Source organism: Synechococcus sp. MU1625 (assembly GCF_020514205.1).
In the GTDB taxonomy this organism is placed as follows: Bacteria; Cyanobacteriota; Cyanobacteriia; order PCC-6307; family Cyanobiaceae; genus Parasynechococcus.
In genome coordinates this window covers 187,806-206,900 of record NZ_VTLA01000003.1, presented here as the reverse complement: position 1 = coordinate 206,900, position 19,095 = coordinate 187,806, and the positions used below count along the sequence as shown (strand labels likewise).

Annotated in this window: 24 protein-coding genes and 2 tRNA genes; 15 read left to right on the top strand and 11 right to left on the bottom strand. The window is 58.5% G+C overall.

The features are described from left to right. The first annotated feature begins 279 nt into the window (after positions 1-279). Genes FZX13_RS08220 through aroC form a run of 3 tightly spaced genes read left to right on the top strand, consistent with a single transcriptional unit; the run spans position 280 to position 2,627 of the window. Positions 280-1,038: an aspartyl/asparaginyl beta-hydroxylase domain-containing protein gene (locus FZX13_RS08220; protein WP_226409113.1), complete on the top strand. Its 759-nt coding sequence runs from the start codon at positions 280-282 to the stop codon at positions 1,036-1,038. Beyond that, entirely contained in the window at positions 1,035-1,493 is a 459-nt protein-coding gene (locus tag FZX13_RS08215) for a cupin domain-containing protein (protein ID WP_226409111.1), read from the top strand. Before FZX13_RS08220 ends, FZX13_RS08215 begins: the two co-directional genes overlap by 4 nt. A 39-nt stretch (positions 1,494-1,532) precedes the next feature. Continuing rightward, on the top strand, positions 1,533-2,627 hold the full coding sequence (aroC, locus tag FZX13_RS08210; RefSeq protein WP_226409109.1) for a chorismate synthase: 1,095 nt from the start codon (positions 1,533-1,535) through the stop codon (positions 2,625-2,627). A gap of 25 nt (positions 2,628-2,652) precedes the next feature. Here aroC and FZX13_RS08205 read toward each other — a convergent pair whose 3' ends face one another. The 5 genes from FZX13_RS08205 to FZX13_RS08185 form a co-directional block, all read right to left on the bottom strand. Continuing rightward, positions 2,653-3,120: a hypothetical protein gene (locus tag FZX13_RS08205; RefSeq protein WP_226409108.1), complete on the bottom strand. Its 468-nt coding sequence runs from the start codon at positions 3,118-3,120 to the stop codon at positions 2,653-2,655. 62 nt (positions 3,121-3,182) lie between these two features. Further along, complete coding sequence (locus tag FZX13_RS08200) at positions 3,183-3,884, bottom strand: bifunctional 4-hydroxy-2-oxoglutarate aldolase/2-dehydro-3-deoxy-phosphogluconate aldolase (RefSeq protein WP_226409106.1); 702 nt, start codon at positions 3,882-3,884, stop codon at positions 3,183-3,185. Continuing rightward, entirely contained in the window at positions 3,856-5,706 is a 1,851-nt protein-coding gene (gene ftsH, locus FZX13_RS08195; RefSeq protein WP_115024986.1) for an ATP-dependent zinc metalloprotease FtsH, read from the bottom strand. Before ftsH ends, FZX13_RS08200 begins: the two co-directional genes overlap by 29 nt. Positions 5,707-5,750: 44 nt before the next feature. Then, on the bottom strand, positions 5,751-6,923 hold the full coding sequence (sat, locus tag FZX13_RS08190; protein WP_115024985.1) for a sulfate adenylyltransferase: 1,173 nt from the start codon (positions 6,921-6,923) through the stop codon (positions 5,751-5,753). A gap of 107 nt (positions 6,924-7,030) precedes the next feature. Continuing rightward, on the bottom strand, positions 7,031-7,861 hold the full coding sequence (locus FZX13_RS08185; protein WP_226409104.1) for a photosystem II manganese-stabilizing polypeptide: 831 nt from the start codon (positions 7,859-7,861) through the stop codon (positions 7,031-7,033). Positions 7,862-8,017: 156 nt separating this feature from the next. Between FZX13_RS08185 and FZX13_RS08180 the strand changes: the two genes are divergently transcribed. Further along, entirely contained in the window at positions 8,018-8,287 is a 270-nt protein-coding gene (locus FZX13_RS08180; protein WP_226398409.1) for a hypothetical protein, read from the top strand. Here the strand turns inward: FZX13_RS08180 and coaBC are convergent. After that, complete coding sequence (gene coaBC, locus FZX13_RS08175; protein WP_226409103.1) at positions 8,260-9,546, bottom strand: bifunctional phosphopantothenoylcysteine decarboxylase/phosphopantothenate--cysteine ligase CoaBC; 1,287 nt, start codon at positions 9,544-9,546, stop codon at positions 8,260-8,262. The two genes, FZX13_RS08180 and coaBC, sit on opposite strands and share 28 nt — an antisense overlap. Beyond that, on the bottom strand, positions 9,536-9,736 hold the full coding sequence (locus FZX13_RS08170; RefSeq protein ID WP_115024981.1) for a DUF2555 domain-containing protein: 201 nt from the start codon (positions 9,734-9,736) through the stop codon (positions 9,536-9,538). Before FZX13_RS08170 ends, coaBC begins: the two co-directional genes overlap by 11 nt. Positions 9,737-9,802: 66 nt before the next feature. Between FZX13_RS08170 and FZX13_RS08165 the strand changes: the two genes are divergently transcribed. The 5 genes from FZX13_RS08165 to FZX13_RS08145 all read left to right on the top strand — a co-directional run bounded on the left by FZX13_RS08165 (position 9,803) and on the right by FZX13_RS08145 (position 12,405). Beyond that, positions 9,803-9,875: transfer RNA gene (locus FZX13_RS08165), tRNA-Ala, on the top strand. An 8-nt stretch (positions 9,876-9,883) separates the two neighbouring features. Beyond that, positions 9,884-10,021 (top strand): hypothetical protein, encoded by a 138-nt coding sequence (locus tag FZX13_RS08160; RefSeq protein ID WP_226409101.1) that lies wholly within the window; start codon positions 9,884-9,886, stop codon positions 10,019-10,021. 43 nt (positions 10,022-10,064) lie between these two features. Then, complete coding sequence (locus tag FZX13_RS08155; RefSeq protein ID WP_115024980.1) at positions 10,065-10,265, top strand: hypothetical protein; 201 nt, start codon at positions 10,065-10,067, stop codon at positions 10,263-10,265. 174 nt (positions 10,266-10,439) lie between these two features. Then, on the top strand, positions 10,440-10,820 hold the full coding sequence (locus FZX13_RS08150) for a DUF565 domain-containing protein (RefSeq protein WP_226409099.1): 381 nt from the start codon (positions 10,440-10,442) through the stop codon (positions 10,818-10,820). 70 nt (positions 10,821-10,890) lie between these two features. Next, complete coding sequence (locus tag FZX13_RS08145; protein WP_226409097.1) at positions 10,891-12,405, top strand: NAD(P)/FAD-dependent oxidoreductase; 1,515 nt, start codon at positions 10,891-10,893, stop codon at positions 12,403-12,405. On the opposite strand, the gene FZX13_RS08140 is transcribed toward FZX13_RS08145, so the two are convergent. Then, positions 12,345-13,394 (bottom strand): aspartate carbamoyltransferase catalytic subunit, encoded by a 1,050-nt coding sequence (locus FZX13_RS08140; protein WP_226409135.1) that lies wholly within the window; start codon positions 13,392-13,394, stop codon positions 12,345-12,347. The two genes, FZX13_RS08145 and FZX13_RS08140, sit on opposite strands and share 61 nt — an antisense overlap. Beyond that, a complete protein-coding gene (locus FZX13_RS08135; RefSeq protein ID WP_226409096.1) occupies positions 13,391-14,032 on the bottom strand; it encodes a DNA-3-methyladenine glycosylase in 642 nt (213 codons plus the stop codon). The genes FZX13_RS08140 and FZX13_RS08135 overlap by 4 nt, the downstream gene beginning before the upstream one ends. Before the next feature lie 28 nt (positions 14,033-14,060). Here FZX13_RS08135 and FZX13_RS08130 point away from each other — a divergent pair, with 28 nt between their 5' ends. Genes FZX13_RS08130 through gatC form a run of 5 tightly spaced genes read left to right on the top strand, consistent with a single transcriptional unit; the run spans position 14,061 to position 17,347 of the window. Beyond that, the gene (locus FZX13_RS08130) at positions 14,061-14,780 is read left to right on the top strand and encodes a queuosine precursor transporter (protein ID WP_226409094.1); all 720 of its coding nucleotides are present in this window, start codon (positions 14,061-14,063) and stop codon (positions 14,778-14,780) included. Positions 14,781-14,813: 33 nt separating this feature from the next. Continuing rightward, positions 14,814-16,061 (top strand): glycosyltransferase family 2 protein, encoded by a 1,248-nt coding sequence (locus FZX13_RS08125; RefSeq protein WP_226409093.1) that lies wholly within the window; start codon positions 14,814-14,816, stop codon positions 16,059-16,061. A gap of 20 nt (positions 16,062-16,081) precedes the next feature. Beyond that, a complete protein-coding gene (locus FZX13_RS08120) occupies positions 16,082-16,225 on the top strand; it encodes a hypothetical protein (RefSeq protein ID WP_170952198.1) in 144 nt (47 codons plus the stop codon). A gap of 43 nt (positions 16,226-16,268) precedes the next feature. Continuing rightward, on the top strand, positions 16,269-17,057 hold the full coding sequence (locus FZX13_RS08115; RefSeq protein ID WP_115024974.1) for a creatininase family protein: 789 nt from the start codon (positions 16,269-16,271) through the stop codon (positions 17,055-17,057). Further along, a complete protein-coding gene (gatC, locus tag FZX13_RS08110) occupies positions 17,054-17,347 on the top strand; it encodes an Asp-tRNA(Asn)/Glu-tRNA(Gln) amidotransferase subunit GatC (protein WP_115094329.1) in 294 nt (97 codons plus the stop codon). The genes FZX13_RS08115 and gatC overlap by 4 nt, the downstream gene beginning before the upstream one ends. A 7-nt stretch (positions 17,348-17,354) precedes the next feature. On the opposite strand, the gene crtR is transcribed toward gatC, so the two are convergent. Together crtR and FZX13_RS08100 are read right to left on the bottom strand one after the other, a co-directional pair. Next, the gene (gene crtR / locus FZX13_RS08105; protein ID WP_226409091.1) at positions 17,355-18,386 is read right to left on the bottom strand and encodes a beta-carotene hydroxylase; all 1,032 of its coding nucleotides are present in this window, start codon (positions 18,384-18,386) and stop codon (positions 17,355-17,357) included. A gap of 54 nt (positions 18,387-18,440) precedes the next feature. Continuing rightward, positions 18,441-18,522, bottom strand: a tRNA-Leu gene (locus tag FZX13_RS08100). Between the two features lie 54 nt (positions 18,523-18,576). Between FZX13_RS08100 and FZX13_RS08095 the strand changes: the two genes are divergently transcribed. Then, positions 18,577-19,095, top strand: coding sequence for a Ycf66 family protein (locus FZX13_RS08095; RefSeq protein WP_115024971.1), 519 nt, complete (start codon positions 18,577-18,579; stop codon positions 19,093-19,095).

Genomic DNA, 19,095 nt, shown 5'->3' with positions numbered 1-19,095 from the left:
ACCTGGCTGCTGCTGAGTCCACTCCTGTGGCTCTGCAGGCTCCTGCCATCGGTTGATCTGGAATCAACAAACGATTCAGATCAACTGAATCGGAAAGCCCTCACCGCAAGGTGGGGGCTTTTTGTTGTGCTTGCAAAACCAAAGAGGCCGATCAACGGCGATCCGGCATCGACATCACTGCCTGGAACGACTGATCCAATCACCTCCACAAAAGTCCGCTAGACCCCTCCGCATCGAGATCAGCATGCAAAGCTCATCAGTCAAAAGAATCGGCACAGCGTGAGGGGCCCAAAGGCGAAGCGAAAACAGCGCAGCCCTATCCAACGCGTGATCCGCTGGGGTCCATGGCACTACCGGTTCTGGCGAGAGATCGCACGCTGGTGCTATGAGCAATCGCTGCACAATCCTGCGGTGGTGCCAGCAGATGACGGCTTCCCAGCCCATCGGCAACTGTTGGCGTCATACCAACAGATCCGCCAGGAAACTTTGGAAGTAGCCCTCTCGGGGCGATTACCGGCCAACCACAAAATCATGCAGCAACAACGCACGCTGTATGAATTCGACCGCAAGGTCTGGGGAATGCTGCCCTTGCGGGGCTACGGCTACAACTACCCCGCCAATCAGGCGCTGATCCCTTCTCTGCGGAACTTTCTGCAGCACCACCCCGACGTCGTTTCAGCTGCCGTGAGCCTGTTCCCCCCGGGGAAAGTGCTGAGGCCTCACAAAGGGCCCTTCAAAGGGGTTTGGAGGTATCACCTGCCTTTGTATGTGGAGAATTTTGGTGACGGCCGAAGTTCCTGCGAGCTGATGATTGATGGCCAGAACTATTACCTGAAGGAAGGTGAGGGATTTCTCTGGGATGACACCTTCTTGCACTCAGCCATCAATCGCTCCAACCAGCCAAGAGTGGTGTTGCTGTTCGACGTCTTTCGCAAGGATCAACCGATTTGGCTGATCGGGATGAGCTGGATCTTCCTCTGGGTGGCTCAGATCTGGCAGCACGTCCAGAACATGCGCCAGCGCGCAGGTCTGCAATGAGCCAAGTGGAGACCCTGATCCAACAGCTGCAGTTGATTCCCCATCCGGAGGGAGGTTGGTACCGCGAGTTGCATCGCAGCCCGGAGCAGGTTCAACGCCAAGACGGGTCCGAGCGATCGGCATTGACGGCCATTCTCTTTTTGCTGCCAGCCGGTGCCATCAGTTGCTGGCATCGCGTCATCGGTGCCGACGAAGCCTGGACGCACATTGATGGAGCCACTCTTGAGCTCTTTCAGTGCGAGGCGAATGGCACAGCGCTGCAACGGGACCCACTGAATGCATCAAACCCTGTTCAGGTGGTTCCAGCCAATGCCTGGCAGGCGGCGCGCAGTCTGGGTGAGTACACCCTGGTGAGCTGTTGTGTTGGTCCGGGATTTGACTTCTTGGATTTCGAGATGGCTCGGCAACAACCCACGACAGAGCGTCTGAAATTGCCCCATCCGGAGTTGATCTGAACCGATGGCTTCGTAGCCTCATCGCATCGAACAATGGCCATGGGCAGCAGCTTCGGCGACCTCTTCCGGATCAGCACCTTCGGTGAATCCCACGGGGGAGGAGTGGGCGTGATTGTGGAGGGCTGTCCACCACGGCTCAGCCTCAGTGTCGCGTCAATTCAGGCCGACCTGGATCGACGGAAGCCTGGACAAAGCCACATCACAACCCCGCGCAAAGAAGCGGATCAGGTGGAAGTCCTCAGTGGCCTACTGGATGGAGAAACCACCCTGGGGACCCCGATCGCCATGGTCGTGCGCAACAAGGACCAACGGCCGGGGGATTACAAGGACATGGCGGTCGCCTTTCGGCCATCCCATGCCGATGCCACATATCAAGCCAAATACGGCATCCAGGCGCGCAGCGGTGGAGGCCGTGCGTCAGCGCGGGAAACGATCGGGCGCGTCGCTGCGGGTGCGATCGCAAAGCAGCTGCTGAAACAGTCCTCAGGGACTGAAATCCTGGCCTGGGTCAAGAGGATCCACAACATCGAAGCCTCCGGGATCGACCCGCAGGAGGTTCAGCTGAGCGACGTGGAATCCAACATCGTGCGCTGTCCCGATCCAGCGGTGGCCGAGCAGATGATTCAGCGGATTGAAGCCATCGGCCGCGAAGGAGATTCCTGCGGTGGGGTGATCGAATGCGTGGTGCGCCATCCCTCCATTGGCTTGGGAATGCCGGTGTTCGACAAGCTTGAAGCCGACCTTGCCAAAGCGGTGATGTCGCTGCCCGCCACCAAAGGGTTCGAGATTGGTTCCGGTTTCAATGGCACGTTGCTGAAGGGCAGCGAGCACAACGATGCCTTTCTACCGAGCGACGATGGTCGCCTGAAGACCGCAACCAACAACTCTGGTGGCATCCAAGGGGGAATCAGCAACGGCGAGCCGATTGTGATCCGGGTGGCCTTCAAGCCAACAGCGACGATCCGCAAAGAGCAGCAAACCATCGATTCCGATGGCAAGGCCACCACGCTTGCCGGGAAAGGACGGCACGACCCCTGTGTTCTGCCCCGGGCCGTACCGATGGTGGAGGCCATGGTGGCGCTCGTTCTAGCTGATCACCTGCTGAGGCAGCAGGGGCAATGCAGCCTTTGGTGATCAGCTCACGTCAGCTCAAGTGACGTCAGACGGAAGCCACAGCTGAACTGCCGTTGGAGCTAACGCCCGCTCCAACGCTTTTCGCCTTGGCCGCGCTGCGGGTCCGAGTGCGTCGAGCGGGCTTTTTGCTGGCCTGCGCCTTGGCTGAGCCAGGTTGTTTCGCAGCCATCGTTTTCTTCACCGTTCGGCGTGTCCTACCGGTCGTGGCACGACTGCGATGGCTCAGCACGAGAGCCCATTCCTCATCACTGAGAGTGGAGGGTTTGCTGCCGTGGGCATAGGAGAGCTTGGCTGCCTTCTCGATGTCCTTGATCAAATTCGTCCAGGACGTGGCAAAGCGCTTGTCTGACTGCGATTTTGCACCACTTTCAACCAAGGTCTCCACAACCCCTGCAGCAGAAACCTTTTTGCGCCGGCGATTGAAGATCTCCTTCTGAAGCTGAGCGATCAGGGCATCGGCCTTGTCGCTGAGCTTGATCGTGAGCTGCGACATGACGCAGTTAGATAGCTATCTCATCTGTAGCATCTTGGACGCATGTCAACAAGTCGGTGGCGTCAAGGCTGAGTTGTCGATTGGCGCAACCAGTCGAGAAGTGCTTGAAAAGCAGGCGGCGAGCCCACAACCTTGCGCCCCAGCGCCACGGCACCATGACCAGCCTCAAGCCAGATAGGAATATCACCCACCTCAAGGCCACCCGCAGCGATCACGAAGGGCAAGGGGCCGAGAGGCGCATGCAATCGCCCCCAGTACCCGGGCCCAAGGTTGGCTGCGGGAAACAGCTTGACGACACGACATCCGAAGCGCAGGGCCTGATGCACTTCCGTAGGGCTAAAGACGCCAGGCACCAACAAGACTCCAACCTCCCTGGCTTGCTCCACTAGGTCTGGAGACCAGCAAGGAGCCATGGCATAGCTGAGGTTCAGGCATGACAGATCATGGAGCGCCTGAGGAGAGGTCACCGAAGCCGCTCCCAGATTCAAACCGGGACATTGATCCTGAACCCGTTGCATGAACGCGCCCCAACCCGGCTGGTCAAGCCAGGCCACCTCGAGATGGCGCAGACCTGCAGCGTGAAGCTGCAGCACTTGGTCCAACAGAGAAGAACCGGATGATGAAGGCCTCAGGTCGTCGGGCTCAGGTCGTACCACCAACAAAAGAGGCTGGTGCTGCAGGGATGCCACGAAGAGCTCCTGCCGCACCAGCCAAGGGTTGGATGATGAATCGAAATCAGACGTATTCGGCGATCCGGACGTCACGTTTGATCAGAAGCTCCTGAAGCTCTTCAGCGTCAACAGTCTCCTGCTCAACAAGCATCTCCGCCAATTCATCGAGAACGACGCGGTTGTCGACGAGAACCTTGGTGGCGCGCTTGTAGGCCACGTCCACCAGCTCAGAGACCTCCTTATCGATCATCGCGGCGGTTTCCTCAGAGAAATCGCGCTCGGCCGCAATATCGCGGCCGAGGAACATGCCTCCCTGAGCACGGCCCAGTGCCACTGGCCCCAACTCGTCGCTCATGCCAAAGCGGGTGATCATCTGACGTGCCGTCGAAGCGACCTGCTGAAGGTCGTTGGAGGCACCCGTGGTGACCTCGTCTTCGCCGTAGACGATTTCTTCAGCGACCCGACCACCGAGGGCAACAGCCATCTGGTTCTGGAGGTAAGCCCTCGAATACAGACCCGACTCCATCCGCTCTTCACTGGGGGTGAAGAACGTCAAACCACCAGCATTGCCACGGGGAATGATGGAGATCTTCTGGACAGGGTCGTAGTCAGGCATCAGGGCACCCACGAGAGCATGACCTGCCTCGTGGTAGGCGACCAGACGGGCACGACGTTCGCTCATCACGCGATCCTTTTTCTCCGGACCAGCCATGACCCGTTCAATGGCATCGCTGATCTCGTCGTTGCTCACTTCCGTGAGTTCACGACGGGCCGCAAGGATGGCGGCTTCGTTGAGGAGATTGGCCAGATCAGCACCGGTGTAGCCGGGTGTCCGACGAGCAACCTTGTCGAGATCGACATCCTTGGCCAACGTTTTGCCACGGGCATGGACACCAAGAATTTGTAGGCGTCCGGAATAGTCGGGGCGATCAACAGTGACCTGACGATCAAAACGACCGGGGCGCATCAAAGCTGCATCCAGCACATCGGGGCGGTTGGTGGCCGCCACAATGATGATGCCGGTGTTGCCCTCGAAGCCATCCATCTCCGTGAGGAGCTGGTTCAGGGTCTGCTCACGCTCGTCGTTACCGCCGCCGAGGCCTGCACCCCGCTGACGACCAACAGCATCGATCTCGTCGATGAAGACGATGCAAGGGGCGTTTTTCTTCGCTTGCTCGAAGAGGTCGCGAACGCGGCTAGCACCAACGCCGACAAACATTTCGACGAACTCAGAGCCGGAGATGGAGAAGAAGGGAACACCTGCTTCCCCTGCAACTGCTTTTGCCAGCAATGTTTTGCCGGTTCCAGGAGGACCCACAAGCAAGACACCCTTTGGAATCTTGGCGCCGACAGCCGTGAAGCGATCTGGGTTCTTGAGGAAATCGACGACCTCAGTGAGTTCAAGCTTCGCGCCTTCAATCCCGGCAACATCGGTGAAGGTCACCTGGGTGGAGGGTTCCATCTGGACCCTTGCCTTGCTTTTGCCGAACTGCATGGCGGGATTACCGCCACCACCGCCTTGGGCGCGACGGAAGAGAAAGAACAGCCCGCCAAGCAAAAGGATCGGGAAGATCAAGCTTCCAGCCGCCTGCTGCCAACCAGGGGTCTGGCGAGAGGGTTGAACAGCGATATCAACGCTGTGTTCGGTCAGCAAGCCGAGCAGCTCACGATCGGGAGCCAGATTGACCTGGGCACGGCGGCCGTCGTTTTCGACCACCTGAGCCGTGCCTTGGTCGGGCGCAATCAGCACACGGCTGATCTGGTCATCCTTCACTGCCTCAACGAACTCGCTGTAGCGCATGGTGTTCACCTGGGGCTGGCTGCCACCACCACCACCAATGAACGCTGGTGCAATCACAACAATCGCCAAGACCAGAAGGGCCCCGAGACCGATATTTCGCCAACGCTTGTTCACAGGTCGCCTCGTAGATGAAGGAATGTTAAACGGGTTCTCAGCCTTCAGGAGGCGCGGAGCACCTCAACCACGCTCTTGAAGGCGAACCATTCGGGAATTTCCTCCCCGCCGCGCAGCATCTTGCGGAACTGGGTGCCACTGAGCTTCTTCACGTGCAGCCCACGGGCTTCGGCATGCTCCGCCGTCACATAACCCTCTTCCTGGGTGTAGACGAGGTTCAGCGAAGGAACCGTTTCCATCGTGAGCTCGGGCGCACACTCCTTGGCGAAGTTCTGAGCGTCGTAGGGACCGTAGAAGTCGTCACCGGTCAGAGACGATTTGCAGCCCGCCATATCGCGGCCAATGATGAAGTGAGTGCATCCGTAGTTGCGGCGGATGATCATGTGCTGAAGGGCTTCACGCGGACCTGCCATATGCATCGCGTAGGGCAAATAGGCCCAGCGAATGCTGTCGTTGTTGACTTCAGCCGCAAGGCGCTCATAGGTCTGGAAGCGAACGGCACCGGGGATATCGTCCTGCTGCGTGGGGCCACAGGTCGGATGGACCAGCACCACAGCGTTGTCGCTGACGTTCTGTGCGTGCAAAGCACGGGTGAACAATTCGTAGTGAGCGCGGTGAATGGGGTTACGGCACTGGAACGCCACCACGTCCTCACCTTCAGGCAGCCCTGCCCGCACCTCTGCCGGGGTCTTGCAGGGGAACACCCGCTCGGGGAGAGCGAGACCCTTGAGGCTTCCACCCAGATAGAAGCGCTTGCGCTCCATGGTGATCATCCGCACTGCAGGATGCTCAATGGAGGTGGTGCCGTAGCAACCCTTGGCTTCGGCCACTTTGTCGGGCTCCCACTTGTCCTCCACCTCGAGAACAGCCAGATCCTGGCCCTTGTAGGTCAGCAGCAATGTGTCACCGACCGCGACGTCATCGCGGTCGGTGTCCATGACGATTGGCAGGCCGAACAGCTGACCTGCAGCAAGACGATGACCATTGACGACTGAGTTGTAGTCCTCCTGGTGCATAAACCCACGCAAGGGGGAGAAACCACCAACGCAGAGCAGCTCAACATCGCAAGCGTTGCGATCGGAGCACTCGATCGTTTTGGTTGCGGAGGCTTTAACGGCGGCACAATCCGCATCAGCCACCATCAGATCAACCAGAGTTCCGCCGTAGGGAGCGATCACACCGGATCGCTGGGCGGGAGCGGAAGCACTGGCGGTCATGGCTACAGAGAAAGATCGGGCGATTCTCCCAGATCACCGGAGGATTGCAACGGATCAAAAAAAAGGGGGCCTAAGCCCCCCAACGCAACCTGTTGTGGTGCGTGCGATCAGGCCTCTTCAAGGCGGCCATACAGCTCGCCGGTGATTTTGATATCGACCACTTCACGACCACCCATATCGGAGTCGGAGGGCTGGATGGCACTGAAGACGCCAGCAAATTCACCTGTTTCAGGATCGACCTGGGTGATGGAGAGGCTCATTGTTCCAACGCCATCGATATAACGCTTGTTGTTGTCCTTCTCGAGTTTCTCGTCGTCGCCACCAAGGGCGACAAGTCCCTGGGCGTACTGAACACCAGTGGTGAGAGCACGACCCTTGGGATCGATGAAGTTGCTGGTGCGATAGCTCGGCGTGCGATAGGTGCCTTCGAAGTCTGTGCTGGTGGTCAGAGCAGCACCTTCAGCAGTGGCATTGAGTGACTTACTAGAGAAGGTGAAGGGGAATTCCTCACCACCGGGCACCAGAACAGTGATCGGCTGAAAGTCGATACCGCCCTTCTCCTGGAATTGGAGCCCCGCTTCTGTGACGGTGAGATCTCCGAAGACAGAGTCGAGACTGGACGTGTAGCGGGTCAGGATCTTGCCCTCGACGAATTCAGCCTGCTGACGAATGTTCTTGGGCTCTTCCTTGGCGTAGACCTGAACGGGATGCATACAGATCTCGCGCAGCTCGTAGCTCCCACCAGCACTCAAAGGAATTGAGCCACGAGCTGAGTCCCCGATGGTGGGGCAATCGTTGGCTTTGCCGGTGTTGTGGATGTCGTCGTAGGTCACATTGGAGGCACCACGCTGAACAGCTTGACTGTCGCCGCTACAGGCCGTGGTGAAAAACGCGAGGCAGAGCGCCAGCACGACGGCCAGCAGAGGACGAATGCGCATGGAAAAAGCCAGTCGGCTGAACGCTAATGGGGACGGAATGCCGTCGAATCAGGATCCTACAGGGCGAAAAATGGCGGCAGGGCTAGCCTTTTGCAGCTCTAAACAACTTGTCGAAAGCGCGTGACCTCAAACGATCCAGCCTCGACCAAGGAAAGGATGGCTCCTTCGCTAGCCGCCCTGGGCGAGCTGGCAGAAGAGTTGCGGGGAAATCCGGAAGCACTTCTCATCCTGCTGCGCGAACTTGAAGCCCTGCATCGGGACGTTCAGGACGGTCCATTCCGCCAGAGCCTTCCCGAAAACCGCCAGAAATTGTTCACATTGCTGCAGGGCATGGAGAAAAACGGCGGCTGGCCTTACATCCCAAGGCTTCAGCTGCGCACCTTCATCGACCTGCTCGGTCAGGAATCCACCAACGCCGCGGCCTGATCTCGAAGTTTGAACAAGGCATCCAACAGCTGGTGGGAAAGCGTCAGCTTTGTCGTCACAGGCAGGTTCCGATTCCAACCTTCCCCCAACAACCAACCTCCATTCGGTTGGTCACCAAAACCCTGACCATCACGGTCTACGGGATTCACCATCATCAGATCACAGCCCTTCTCCAGGCGCTTGCTCTCAGCCTTCTCCAACAGATGCGTGTCATCACCTGTTAGCGCTGAGAATCCGAGAACCAACTGTCCAGGCCGGCGTTGACGGGTCAGATTTGACAGCAAATCAGGCACTTCGGTCCAACCGGACGACAAAACATCCTGGAGCTGCTTTTTGGGCATTTTTTCCTCAAAGGCAGCTTCCCGCCGAAGGTCAGCGACAGCGGCAGCCATCACAAGCACATCAGACGTCGGCAATGCCAGTTGCAGTGCTGAGCTGAGCTGAGCCGCACTCTCGACCGGCGTGCATTGCAACCCCTCAAGCCAGGCATCGGGGAGATCCAACGGACCATGCACCAACTGCACGGTTGCCCCTCTGAACCGTGCAGCTTGCGCCAGGAGCACTCCCATTCGACCGCTGCTGCGGTTGCTCAAAAAACGGGCCGCATCAATGGTCTCCTGAGTTGGTCCAGCCGAGACCAGAAGAGAAATCCCCGACCAATCACAGGTAGCGACAGGAGCATCAGGACCTCGGCTGAAGACAGATTCCGCCGCCAACTGAATCATGGTCGGGTCAGCCATTCGCCCATCACCAACGCGGTCGCAGGCCAGAAGACCGGACGTCGGCAGCAGAGGGACCACCTTGGGGAACTCTTGGATCTGCAGCCAGTTCCGTTGCACCGCAGGATGTCGCCACATGGCGGTGTTCATTGCGGGGGCCGCGATGACCGGACCTTCCGTTGCCAGCAAGACGCTGGCGAGCAGTCCATCCGCTGAACCCTGGCTCCAGCGCGCCAGGCTGCTTGCACTCAGGGGCGCGACGATGGTCAACTCCGCCCACTCGGCCAATTCGATATGAAGCGGCCGGGGCGCCGTGGGGTTCCACTGGTCCGCTTCGAGGTAACAGCGATGGCGGCTCAGGCTTGCCAGAGCAACGGGGCTCACCAACGCAGCACCACTCGGGGTGACAAGGCAGCAAACTTCTGCGCCAGCCTTGACCAGCGCACTCACCAACAACGGCGTTTTCACCGCAGCAATACTGCCGCTGACGGCCACCAGCACACGCCGCCCGTAGAGCGAAGACGCCTTGTCAGTCCTCATCGAAGGGTTCCTGGTCCACCAGGTGGTGGTAAGGCAGGATCAGTTCGGGGCGGTGGATGGCCAGCGCACGAAGAAGGTGCCAGTCAGACAAGCTGTCGAATGGCGAGGGATAGTCGTCCTCTTCGAGGCGACGGGCAAGTTCTGCCGTCGACGTCTCGTCAAAAGCATCCAGCCGTTCCTGCGTGAGCATCAAGCAGTCATCAGACGCTATTGATGACATTTTGACGCAGGCTGTGCCAGCTAGCGTTAGCCATCCGGGGAATTAGCTCAGTTGGTAGAGCGCTGCGATCGCACCGCAGAGGTCAGGGGTTCGAATCCCCTATTCTCCACTGCGTTTTTGCAGCGTCGCCTGCCACTGATCGGCCTGTTCGCGCTTGTGCTGTTCAGCACCGTGGCACGACCATCAGCCCTCCTGACCTTCGCACTCCTTGCCGCTGCCGGTGCGATAAGTCGCGCCCCATCACGCCGGATGTGACCCTTTATGAGGTAAAAGGGTGTTAAGTAATTCCCTGTAGCCGATGTCGCAATCGAAGCGAGAGCAGGTCGTTAGCCATCTGCGCTACATCCGCCAGGAACTGCGTGAAATGCACCAGGGCGTGATGGAAGATGGCCTACTCCCCGAGGCTGGCGAAGTGCGGGGTGTGATGGCGCAAATGGAAGCGCTGCTGGAGCTCCTCGAAGGCAAAGCGTCCAGAAAAGCGAAAGCTGAGACTAAATAGCCTGTAGCGCAACCGCTTGCCAAAGCCTCCAACGCTGGCTTTGCTTCGGCAGTCCCCATCACTTGGCCCGGGCTCATCCCGGGTTTTTTATTGAAATCTGCTATCAGTAGTGTCTGATGCCTGCAGGCTGCCTAGGTGTGGTGTAGACAGGGTGCGGCAGGGCATTGCCGGGTGATGGGGATCACTGGATTCAACCCTGCCTCTTCCCCCGATATCAATGCCGTGCGACGGCTCCAATCCACCCGATTGCAAACCAACGTCGGTACAGCAATCCAGAGACTGGATCGCTGGTCACGCAATCCATGGCGGAGATTATCTTTATTAGCCCTTGCCGGCCTGATCGGATTTTTGATCGGTAGCGCGCTCACCTCCGTCGCTGGCGCTCTCGGTCAAATGGACCCAGTGGCTGCACTTCTGGTGGTGCTGGGTGCTGAACTGACGATTCGACGACGACGCAGTTCAAAGCCCTCGCTGAAACTGCCGCAGCAACTGCTGGATCTTGGTCGCATTGGCTTTCTCTACGGTCTTTTTCTCGAAGGGTTCAAGCTGATCTGAAGCGGAACCGTTCAAAGCAGACAAAAGAGATTGCGGTTCATACCCTTCGGGAAGAATCCTCCGGCTGCAGATGGCAAGCAACCATTACTTCCTGGAGCTTGAACCACCTGCCGAGCGCTTGCGTCATGCCCCGCATGTGGTCATCGTCGGCGGCGGCTTCGCCGGGGTGCATGCCTGCAAGGCCCTGGCCAATGCCGATGTGCGCATCACCTTGATTGACAAGCGCAACTTCAACCTGTTCCAGCCGCTGCTGTATCAGGTGGCCACCGGATTGGTCTCAAGGAGTGATGTGGCCACGCCTCTGCGCGAACTGGTGGGCAAACAAGAGAACGTGCAGGTGTTGCTGGGGGAGGTCACCACGGTGAACCCGGAGGGCAAACAGATTGTGTTCAACGGCAAGGCCTACAGCTATGACCATCTGATCCTGGCCACAGGATCGGGCAGCACCTACTTCGGCCATGAGGACTGGCGCACATTTGCGCCCCCGATGAAAATCCTCGAGCACGCTGAGGAAATACGCCGCCGTCTGCTGATGGCGATGGAGCAGGCAGAACAGACACCGAATCCCAAGGCTCGTCAGTTCCTGCAAACGGTGGTGATCGTTGGAGCTGGGCCCAGTGGCTGCGAAATGGCTGGTGCTGTTTCAGAGCTGATGCGGTGGGCCTTGAACGATGCTTTCAAGCAGCTGGATCCCCAGAAAACGCGAATCGTGTTGGTGGATCCCGGCGACCGGGTGTTGAAAGCGATGCCGGCTGAGCTCTCCGAGAGGGCCCTGAAAACCTTGGAGGCAGATGGCATCGAATACATGCCGGAGAGCCGCGTCCAAACCATGCGGCCCGGAGAGGTTGTGATCGGTGGACCCAATGGAGACGTTCGGGTCCAAGCTGCAACGGTGATCTGGACCGCTGGCGTCAAGGCATCGCATCTGGGGCAGAAGCTGACGAATGCAACCGGTTGCGAGGTCGATCGCGGTGGACGGGTCGTGGTCAACCCCGACTTCTCGATCCCGAGCCACCCTGAGATCCGGATCGCAGGAGATCTCTGCAGCTACAGCCACACCGTGAATGGCAAGCCGCTTCCAGGAATGGCGGCTCCCGCCAAACAGGCCGGCACGTTCATCGGCAAGGACATCGCCGCGATCGTGGCAGGACACGCCCGCCCCACGTTTCGCTACGTCGATTTCGGCAGCATGGCTGTGGTTCATGGCAGTGCCGTTGCCGACCTGCAGGGTTTCAAATTTTCAGGACGGCTGGGCCTGCTGCTGTGGGCCATCGTTCACCTGGCCTTGATACCGAACCGAGAGAACCGAATCACCTTGAGCATCAAATGGCTGTATGCCCTGGCGACCCGGCAACGTGCCTCCGTTCTGCTCACAGGCATGCCCAGCCAGCATCTGGCCCTTGATGCAGAAGATGCTCATTTCCCGATGGCCAGCGGAACGGGCCCGTCAATCGCCGAACCCGATGCTGCCCTCAAGGCAGCGATGGACTACTACGCCCACCAACTCACTGGCCTCCCTCAAACTCAGGAGCTGCTCGACACCAAGGAAGCCTCCGTGGCGGATTCAGAGGCAGCCATTAAATAAAGCAAGGCCATCCGGGTGGGCACACCGTTCCTGACCTGCTCTTCCACCAGGCTGACGCGTGGGTCATCCAAGAGCGACCCGGTCAATTCAACGCCTCGGTTCACCGGACCAGGATGCAGAACTGGAACCTGCTGACCGCAGAGCTGCATGCGCTCATGGCTCAGTCCGAAGTCGCGGTGGTAGCGCTCCAGGCTGGTGAGCAACTGCTGGCCCATCCGTTCCTTCTGAAGCCGCAGTGTCATCACGGCATCAGCTCCTGGCAGCGCATGCTCCAGGCGCCGTATCACGCTGACCTTGCCCCGCTGCGGTACCGGATCCTTGAGCAGACCTGGGGGCGGAGCATCAACGAAGGCCGCAAAATCCACTGGGACGAGGCTCGGCGGACCACACAAGACCACATCAGCTCCACAGGCCGTCAAAGCCCAGAGATTGGAACGGGCCACCCGCGAGTGAAGAATGTCGCCGACGATCACAATGCGGCGTCCCTGCAGCGATTCCGGCATGGGGTGCTGAGGGGAGAAATGCCGAGCCAGGGTGAGCAGATCCAGCAGTCCCTGACTGGGATGGCTGTGGAGACCATCACCACCATTGAGCACGACGGTGCGTTCACCCATCTGCTGCAGGTCCAACGCCAGTTGCTGCGGCACACCGGTAGAGCGGTGGCGCACCACCAACACGTCGGCCCCCATGGCCACGTAGGTGCGCGCCGTGTCAAGAACACTTTCCCCTTTGCTGAGGGAGCTGCTGGAGGGTGAAAAGCTCATGACGTCTGCCGACAGACGTTTGGCCGCCAGCTCAAAACTGCTGCGGGTTCGGGTGCTGGGTTCAAAGAACAGCGTGGCAACCAAGCGGCCTTGCAGCGCAGGAAGCTTTCGGGCACCGGTGATCGGAAGCGAACGAAACCGCTGGGCCAGCTCAAGCACCGCAGCGAAGTCTTCTCGCGAGAACGACGCGAGATCAAGAACATGCCGATGCGGCCAGCCACTCATGAAGGTTGCTCCAGCGATGGCGTCCAGCACTGTGCCTTGGGCGGCATGCGATCACCCCGGGCTCGCCTGCTGACACTGCGACTACTCCGCAGATACCAGCGCCACGGGGTTGCTGCGCCCTGGGAGATGCCGATCCGCGTTGTTGTCACAAGATCCTGGCTGTCAAACGTGTCTGACCTCAGGGCCATCCACACCTCATGTTCGCCCGTCACCGGACAACTGTCATCACTGCGATCAAGCCCAAAACGTCGCGCGAGCAAACCGGGGCCTGCCGCGATCCGCTCCGGTTCATCAGGAAGGGCCACCGCGCGCAGCAACACACCGTTAGCCCATCCACCCCGATCGGTGACCACGTTCACGCAGTGGTGGATGCCGTAACTGACATAGACGTAAAAGCGCCCAGGCGGACCAAACAGGGTTTCGTTTTGAGGCGTCCTGCGCCGATAACCATGACAGGCGGGGTCGTCCTGTGAATACGCCTCTGTTTCCACAATCACGCCCCAGAGAAGGCGTCCATCGTCTAAGAGTTTCACCAACCGACAACCAACCAACTCAGGACCCACAATCTGAGCTGGTCGCGCAAAGAAACTGAGCGGAAGCGGAACGAAATCGATGACAGCCTGCCGGCTGGCGGCCACGCTGGTTCCAGCTTGAACTCTGCAGGCTTTGGACAGCAACCTCCAGGCACGGCGTGATGGGGTGTTTCTGTTGCTGGCAGGCCTGTTCCTGGGGACCCTGGGAATGCTCAACATCCTTGGGCTGACCCGATTCCTTCAACTTGGCAGCATTGGAAGCTGGCCGATCGTGGTAGCCGTTGGCGCACTGCCCTATCCGATCACCTTCCTCTGCACCGATCTGATCAGCGAAATCTGGGGTGAGCAGAAAGCCAATCAAGTGGTCTGGGTCGGGCTGCTGCTCAACGGCTGGGTGATGCTGATTCTCTGGCTGGGAGGGGTGCTGCCAGCCATGAGCGGAAGCGATGACAGCACCTTCCGCACCATTCAGCAACTCAGCTTCGGATCGGTAGGAGCCTCAATGGTGGCGTACCTCACAGCGCAATTCGTTGACGTGCGGCTGTTTCATTTTTGGAAACAGCTCACCAACGGCAAAGCGCTTTGGCTGCGCAACAACGGCTCCACAATGGTGAGCCAACTCGTGGACACGAGTGCAGTGGTTTTGATCAGCCACTACGGAGCCCATGTGCTCCCTGTGCAACCAGAACGCTCCGTGATGCCTCAGCTGATCAGCTTTATTGCCAGTGGGTACCTGTTCAAAGTACTGGCAGCGCTCACCGACACCCTGCCGTTCATCTGGCTCACGGGATGGCTGAGGGAGTGGCTGGAGCTGAGCGATACCAACGATCCTGGCTTGGAACAACAGACCTAATCGCAACGCCCAAGGAGGACTGTGAACAATCCAATGCTCAACTTCCTGCGCTATCGAGGAATCGAACGCCTGAGGTTGGAAGGAAAGCCAGAGGCCTTGGTGCGCAAGGCTTCACAACGACTGCGTGATCGTGCAACCATTGCCCCCAACAGCTGTGATGTCATCGCCATTGCCGGAAATGAAGAGGCTTACATCGCAAAATTTATTCATCACTATCTACACCTAGGCTTCGCACATTTATTCGTCGGAATCAATAATTGCCAAGATCAAACACCAAGAATTCTCAAAAAGATCGCGCAGCATAACCCCAATGTGCACATCTTCAACACCGACCAACCACAGAAATATCACCGCCAGAAAGGATCCTACGCAGCACTGTTAAACGCTGCCTCAAAAAGCAGTTCATCCAGCCACTGCCTTGTGGTTGATGTAGACGAATACTGGTTTTCCAATCAGCCCGAGCAAGCCGTTACCGATCACCTGGAGGCCATCCAGCCTTTCGATGTGATGTTCATCAACTGGCTGTGCAGCTATGGCCAACTTCACGCACAACCCATTACAGACCTAACAGGCGCAAGCATTCTGCTCAAGCAAAGCCAGGGCAAGAGCATGTTCCGCTATGACTGTGGTCTACATGAAATCCGATGCCACGCTCCAAAGCTCGACAATCCAAAAAATTCAATTTTTTGCTCTAATCGTGGGGAAAAGCTATCATGGGAGAAAACAGAAAGCGGCATTTCAAAGAGAAACATACCCCAGCACCTGCGTAATATTAAAACTGACAAATTTCAACCCAATTGCGACACGCCAGCATCCTGGATTCTCCACCAGATCGTTCGCAGCGAAGTCGAGTATGCACTCAAACTTTTCCAGCCTCGCGCGACACAACAACCGCGCCCCTTCAAAGACAATCGCAATGGCTGGCTAATACCAAAGGAGAACAAAAAGCAGAGACGCTTTTTCAGCTCTATCCTTTCAGAGGCGACAGCGACCAAAAAATATCAAGATTCCTATGAGCATTTTCTCCAGACATGCAATATTCTTGAATTGGTGGAATTTGCGCATCAAAGAATTCAGAGCGAAGCGGTAAAACGCCGCATCGATGCCATGACATACGACGTGATCCGATCACACCAAAGCATCTGGCGAAAAACATTCCGGGGCACCCGATTTCTTAATCAACTTGAACGCAGGCTGCAGACGCCTGATCGCGGACATTTAATCCGGTTGTTTGCAGGTCGTCGCAAACAACCCCCACAAGGTTCAAGCTCGCCAGACTGATCTCATCGCATGGGACCCCGATGGACGCAGCCACCTCCAGCTTCAACCTCGGCACTGTGCTTCTTGGCAGCATCGTGCTGTTCCCTTTGGCCTGCCTGTTTTTCGGGACACGCGGTGGCTACTACAACACCGACAAGTACGACGGCAACGGAACCGCCCACTGATCGGCTGAGATTGAGCGATCATCAGGTCATTGGCTCAGCCTGAATGACCGCTGCAACTCCCGGTCCTGTCGACAGTACGGACACCATTCGTCTGGCCCTGCGCAGTTGGCCTGAAGTGGAGACCTACCTCCAAGACTGCAAAGGCGTGATCATTCCCCTTGGATCCACCGAGCAGCACGGTCCCACTGGAGCCATCGGCACCGACGCCCTCACCGCAGAAGCGGTCGCCCTCGAAGTGGGCCGTCGCACCGGCGTGTTGGTCACCCCAGCCCAGGCCTTCGGCATGGCAGAACACCACCTTGGCTTCGCTGGAACGATGAGCTTGCAGCCAGCCACACTTCTGGCCGTTCTGCATGACCTGGTGTTGTCCCTTGGGCGACATGGCTTTGAAAGGGTGTTTGTGATTAATGGCCACGGCGGCAACATTGCAACAGCCAAAGCAGCTTTTGCCCAGGCCCACGGCACTGCCACAACCCGAAATCTTCCGGTCGCCCCCCAACTGCGTTGTCGTCTGGCCAACTGGTTCATGGCCGGACCCGTGATGCGCCAGGCCCGCGATCTCTATGGCGACAAAGAAGGGCATCACGCCACACCGAGCGAAATCGCTGTCACCCTCGCTGTGGAGCCCAGTTTGCAGAGCAAGCAGCGTCCACTGCCCGACCCCGCCCCGGCAGGTCCGATTCACGGACCAGATGATTTCCGGCGCCGTCACCCCGATGGACGCATGGGGTCTCATCCCTCCTTGGCCACTGCCCAGCAGGGTGATGCCTTGCTGGAGACAGCTGCCACCGCGCTGAGCGAGGATCTGCGCACGTTCCTCGGCGAGTCATGAGCCAGATTTCCAGCGACGACGTCCGCAAGGTGGCCCATCTCGCCCGCCTTGATCTGCCCGAGGAGAAAATTGCGACCTACACCGATCAGCTCGAATCGATCCTCGAGTACGTCGGTCAGCTCCAAGAGGTGGACACCAAGGGCGTTCCGGAAACCACAAGAGCCGTTGAAGTGACCAATGTCACCCGGGCGGACGGAGTACAGCCAACACCCGTGCGGGAGGAGATTCTCAGTCAGGCGCCCCAGAGGGAGGGGGACTTCTTCAGGGTTCCAAAGATCCTCGCCGACTGAATCAGACTTATCGGGATACCCAGCGTTTGGCTTCCGTTTTGATCGCAATGCGATCAACAAAGCCAAGCCAGTGACGTCGCAGCCCTCGTCCGGGCATAAACCGGGCAGCACGCCTCATTTTTCCGCTGCGACGCTTGTGACTTCGGACACCCACAAGGATGTCGTACAGGAAGTTGTAGCCATCCCTGCGGGTCTCAAAAATGCCCAACCGCTGGGGAGATCCTTTGGAATCGAGCAGAGGCTTGGTGGCCTCATAGGCCGGTTTGTACTCAAACCAGGGAATCGAAGGCCAGAGGTGATGAACCAAGTGGTAGTTCTGGCCCATGATCAGCCAGTTCATCAGGCTGCCGGGGTAGATCCGAGCATTCGTCCAGCGGTTGCGAGACGTGAACGGCCGATGCGGGAGGTAGTCGAAGAAAAGCCCCAGTGTCACCCCAACCATCAAGGCAGGCGCGAACCAGCAGTTGAAGATGAATGGCAGAAAGTCAAAGCGCGCCGCAGCAAGAACTATCACCACGAAGATGCTGCGTTCCAACCCCCACTGCATCAACTCCCAGCGCCGCCAGAGGCGTCGCTGAAAGAAAAACCACTCGTGGTAAAAAAATCTTGGTGCGATCAGCCAGAGCGGTCCAAACGTGCTGACGATGTGATCAGGATCGTTCCTCGGATCATTGACGTGGGCGTGATGCTCCAGGTGCACCCGAGTGAAAACGGGGAAACTGAACCCGAGTAGCAGCGCTGAGCCATGACCCATGGCTTGATTCACCCATCGATTGGGGTGGGCCGCGTTATGGCAGGCGTCATGGATCACCGTTCCTTCCAGGTGCAGCGCAAGAAATCCGGTGCAGAGAAGCACTTGCAAGGGCCAAGCCGCCACAAACCAACCCCAGATGGTTAAAGCGGCCAGCGCATATCCCCCGAGGAACAACCCAACGGTGGGATTCCAAAAGGCAGGGGGGTCAACAAATTCTCGGGGTACCGAGCGGTAAGCCACTCCAACCGGACGAGGCTGCTGTTGTTGAGCAGTGCTCTGATGCATCCGGAGGACAGGCAACAAGTCTGGAACGTTCCCGAACCACCGTAGGGAAAGGAATGCCCACCGGGGGACTTGAACCCCCACGACCGAAGCCACTGGTACCTAAAACCAGCGCGTCTACCAATTCCGCCAGGTGGGCAATGCGCCAACTTTAGAGATCGCCCCAGAATGGGAGCAGTCCGCATCAACACGGATGCTTGCGACCCTAAGCGGCGATTTCTGCCTCCTGCTTGGCCTTGCACTCCTGCTGCTTCCCCTGTTGGCCGTTGAACTCAGTCGCCCGCGCGATGGTGTGTGGGGAGCGGTGGTGTTGCTACTGGGTCTCGTGCTGGTCACCAGCAGTGACCGGCTGAGGGGAGCCCCGATGCTCGCGGTTCTCTGCGCCGGTTTATTGATCGCTCGCTTGGGCACTGAGGTCGGACAAGCCCGGTGGAACACTCTCAGCGAAACAGAGCAGCAGCGTTTTCAATCGCTCGACCACTGGCGCACCAGCGTTCGGCAGCTCCTCATCACCACAGGCCGCGTTGGGGAAGGCATCAGCGGCATCGCCAAACAACTCAAGCCGACTGGGAAATCAGGGGTCACCGAGAAAAAATGGGTACGTCCCGAGTCCCCTGAAAACGCTGCCGCTAGCGATGACGCTGGTTCAGAAATGACCAGCACCGAGCCTGTCCCACCCGCCGATGCCACATCCCCAGAGGGCGAGGACTGA

What these genes read in the sequence shown, in the direction of transcription:
- FZX13_RS08215 (WP_226409111.1), top strand. Translation starts at nt 1,035, where the DNA reads ATGAGCCAAGTGGAGACCCTGATCCAACAGCTGCAGTTGATTCCCCAT.
- aroC (WP_226409109.1), top strand. Translation starts at nt 1,533, where the DNA reads ATGGGCAGCAGCTTCGGCGACCTCTTCCGGATCAGCACCTTCGGTGAA.
- FZX13_RS08205 (WP_226409108.1), bottom strand. Translation starts at nt 3,120, where the DNA reads ATGTCGCAGCTCACGATCAAGCTCAGCGACAAGGCCGATGCCCTGATC.
- sat (WP_115024985.1), bottom strand. Translation starts at nt 6,923, where the DNA reads ATGACCGCCAGTGCTTCCGCTCCCGCCCAGCGATCCGGTGTGATCGCT.
- FZX13_RS08185 (WP_226409104.1), bottom strand. Translation starts at nt 7,861, where the DNA reads ATGCGCATTCGTCCTCTGCTGGCCGTCGTGCTGGCGCTCTGCCTCGCG.
- FZX13_RS08180 (WP_226398409.1), top strand. Translation starts at nt 8,018, where the DNA reads ATGGCTCCTTCGCTAGCCGCCCTGGGCGAGCTGGCAGAAGAGTTGCGG.
- coaBC (WP_226409103.1), bottom strand. Translation starts at nt 9,546, where the DNA reads ATGAGGACTGACAAGGCGTCTTCGCTCTACGGGCGGCGTGTGCTGGTG.
- FZX13_RS08170 (WP_115024981.1), bottom strand. Translation starts at nt 9,736, where the DNA reads ATGCTCACGCAGGAACGGCTGGATGCTTTTGACGAGACGTCGACGGCA.
- FZX13_RS08155 (WP_115024980.1), top strand. Translation starts at nt 10,065, where the DNA reads ATGTCGCAATCGAAGCGAGAGCAGGTCGTTAGCCATCTGCGCTACATC.
- FZX13_RS08150 (WP_226409099.1), top strand. Translation starts at nt 10,440, where the DNA reads ATGGGGATCACTGGATTCAACCCTGCCTCTTCCCCCGATATCAATGCC.
- FZX13_RS08145 (WP_226409097.1), top strand. Translation starts at nt 10,891, where the DNA reads ATGGCAAGCAACCATTACTTCCTGGAGCTTGAACCACCTGCCGAGCGC.
- FZX13_RS08140 (WP_226409135.1), bottom strand. Translation starts at nt 13,394, where the DNA reads ATGAGTGGCTGGCCGCATCGGCATGTTCTTGATCTCGCGTCGTTCTCG.
- FZX13_RS08125 (WP_226409093.1), top strand. Translation starts at nt 14,814, where the DNA reads ATGCTCAACTTCCTGCGCTATCGAGGAATCGAACGCCTGAGGTTGGAA.
- FZX13_RS08120 (WP_170952198.1), top strand. Translation starts at nt 16,082, where the DNA reads ATGGACGCAGCCACCTCCAGCTTCAACCTCGGCACTGTGCTTCTTGGC.
- FZX13_RS08115 (WP_115024974.1), top strand. Translation starts at nt 16,269, where the DNA reads ATGACCGCTGCAACTCCCGGTCCTGTCGACAGTACGGACACCATTCGT.
- gatC (WP_115094329.1), top strand. Translation starts at nt 17,054, where the DNA reads ATGAGCCAGATTTCCAGCGACGACGTCCGCAAGGTGGCCCATCTCGCC.
- crtR (WP_226409091.1), bottom strand. Translation starts at nt 18,386, where the DNA reads ATGCATCAGAGCACTGCTCAACAACAGCAGCCTCGTCCGGTTGGAGTG.
- FZX13_RS08095 (WP_115024971.1), top strand. Translation starts at nt 18,577, where the DNA reads ATGCTTGCGACCCTAAGCGGCGATTTCTGCCTCCTGCTTGGCCTTGCA.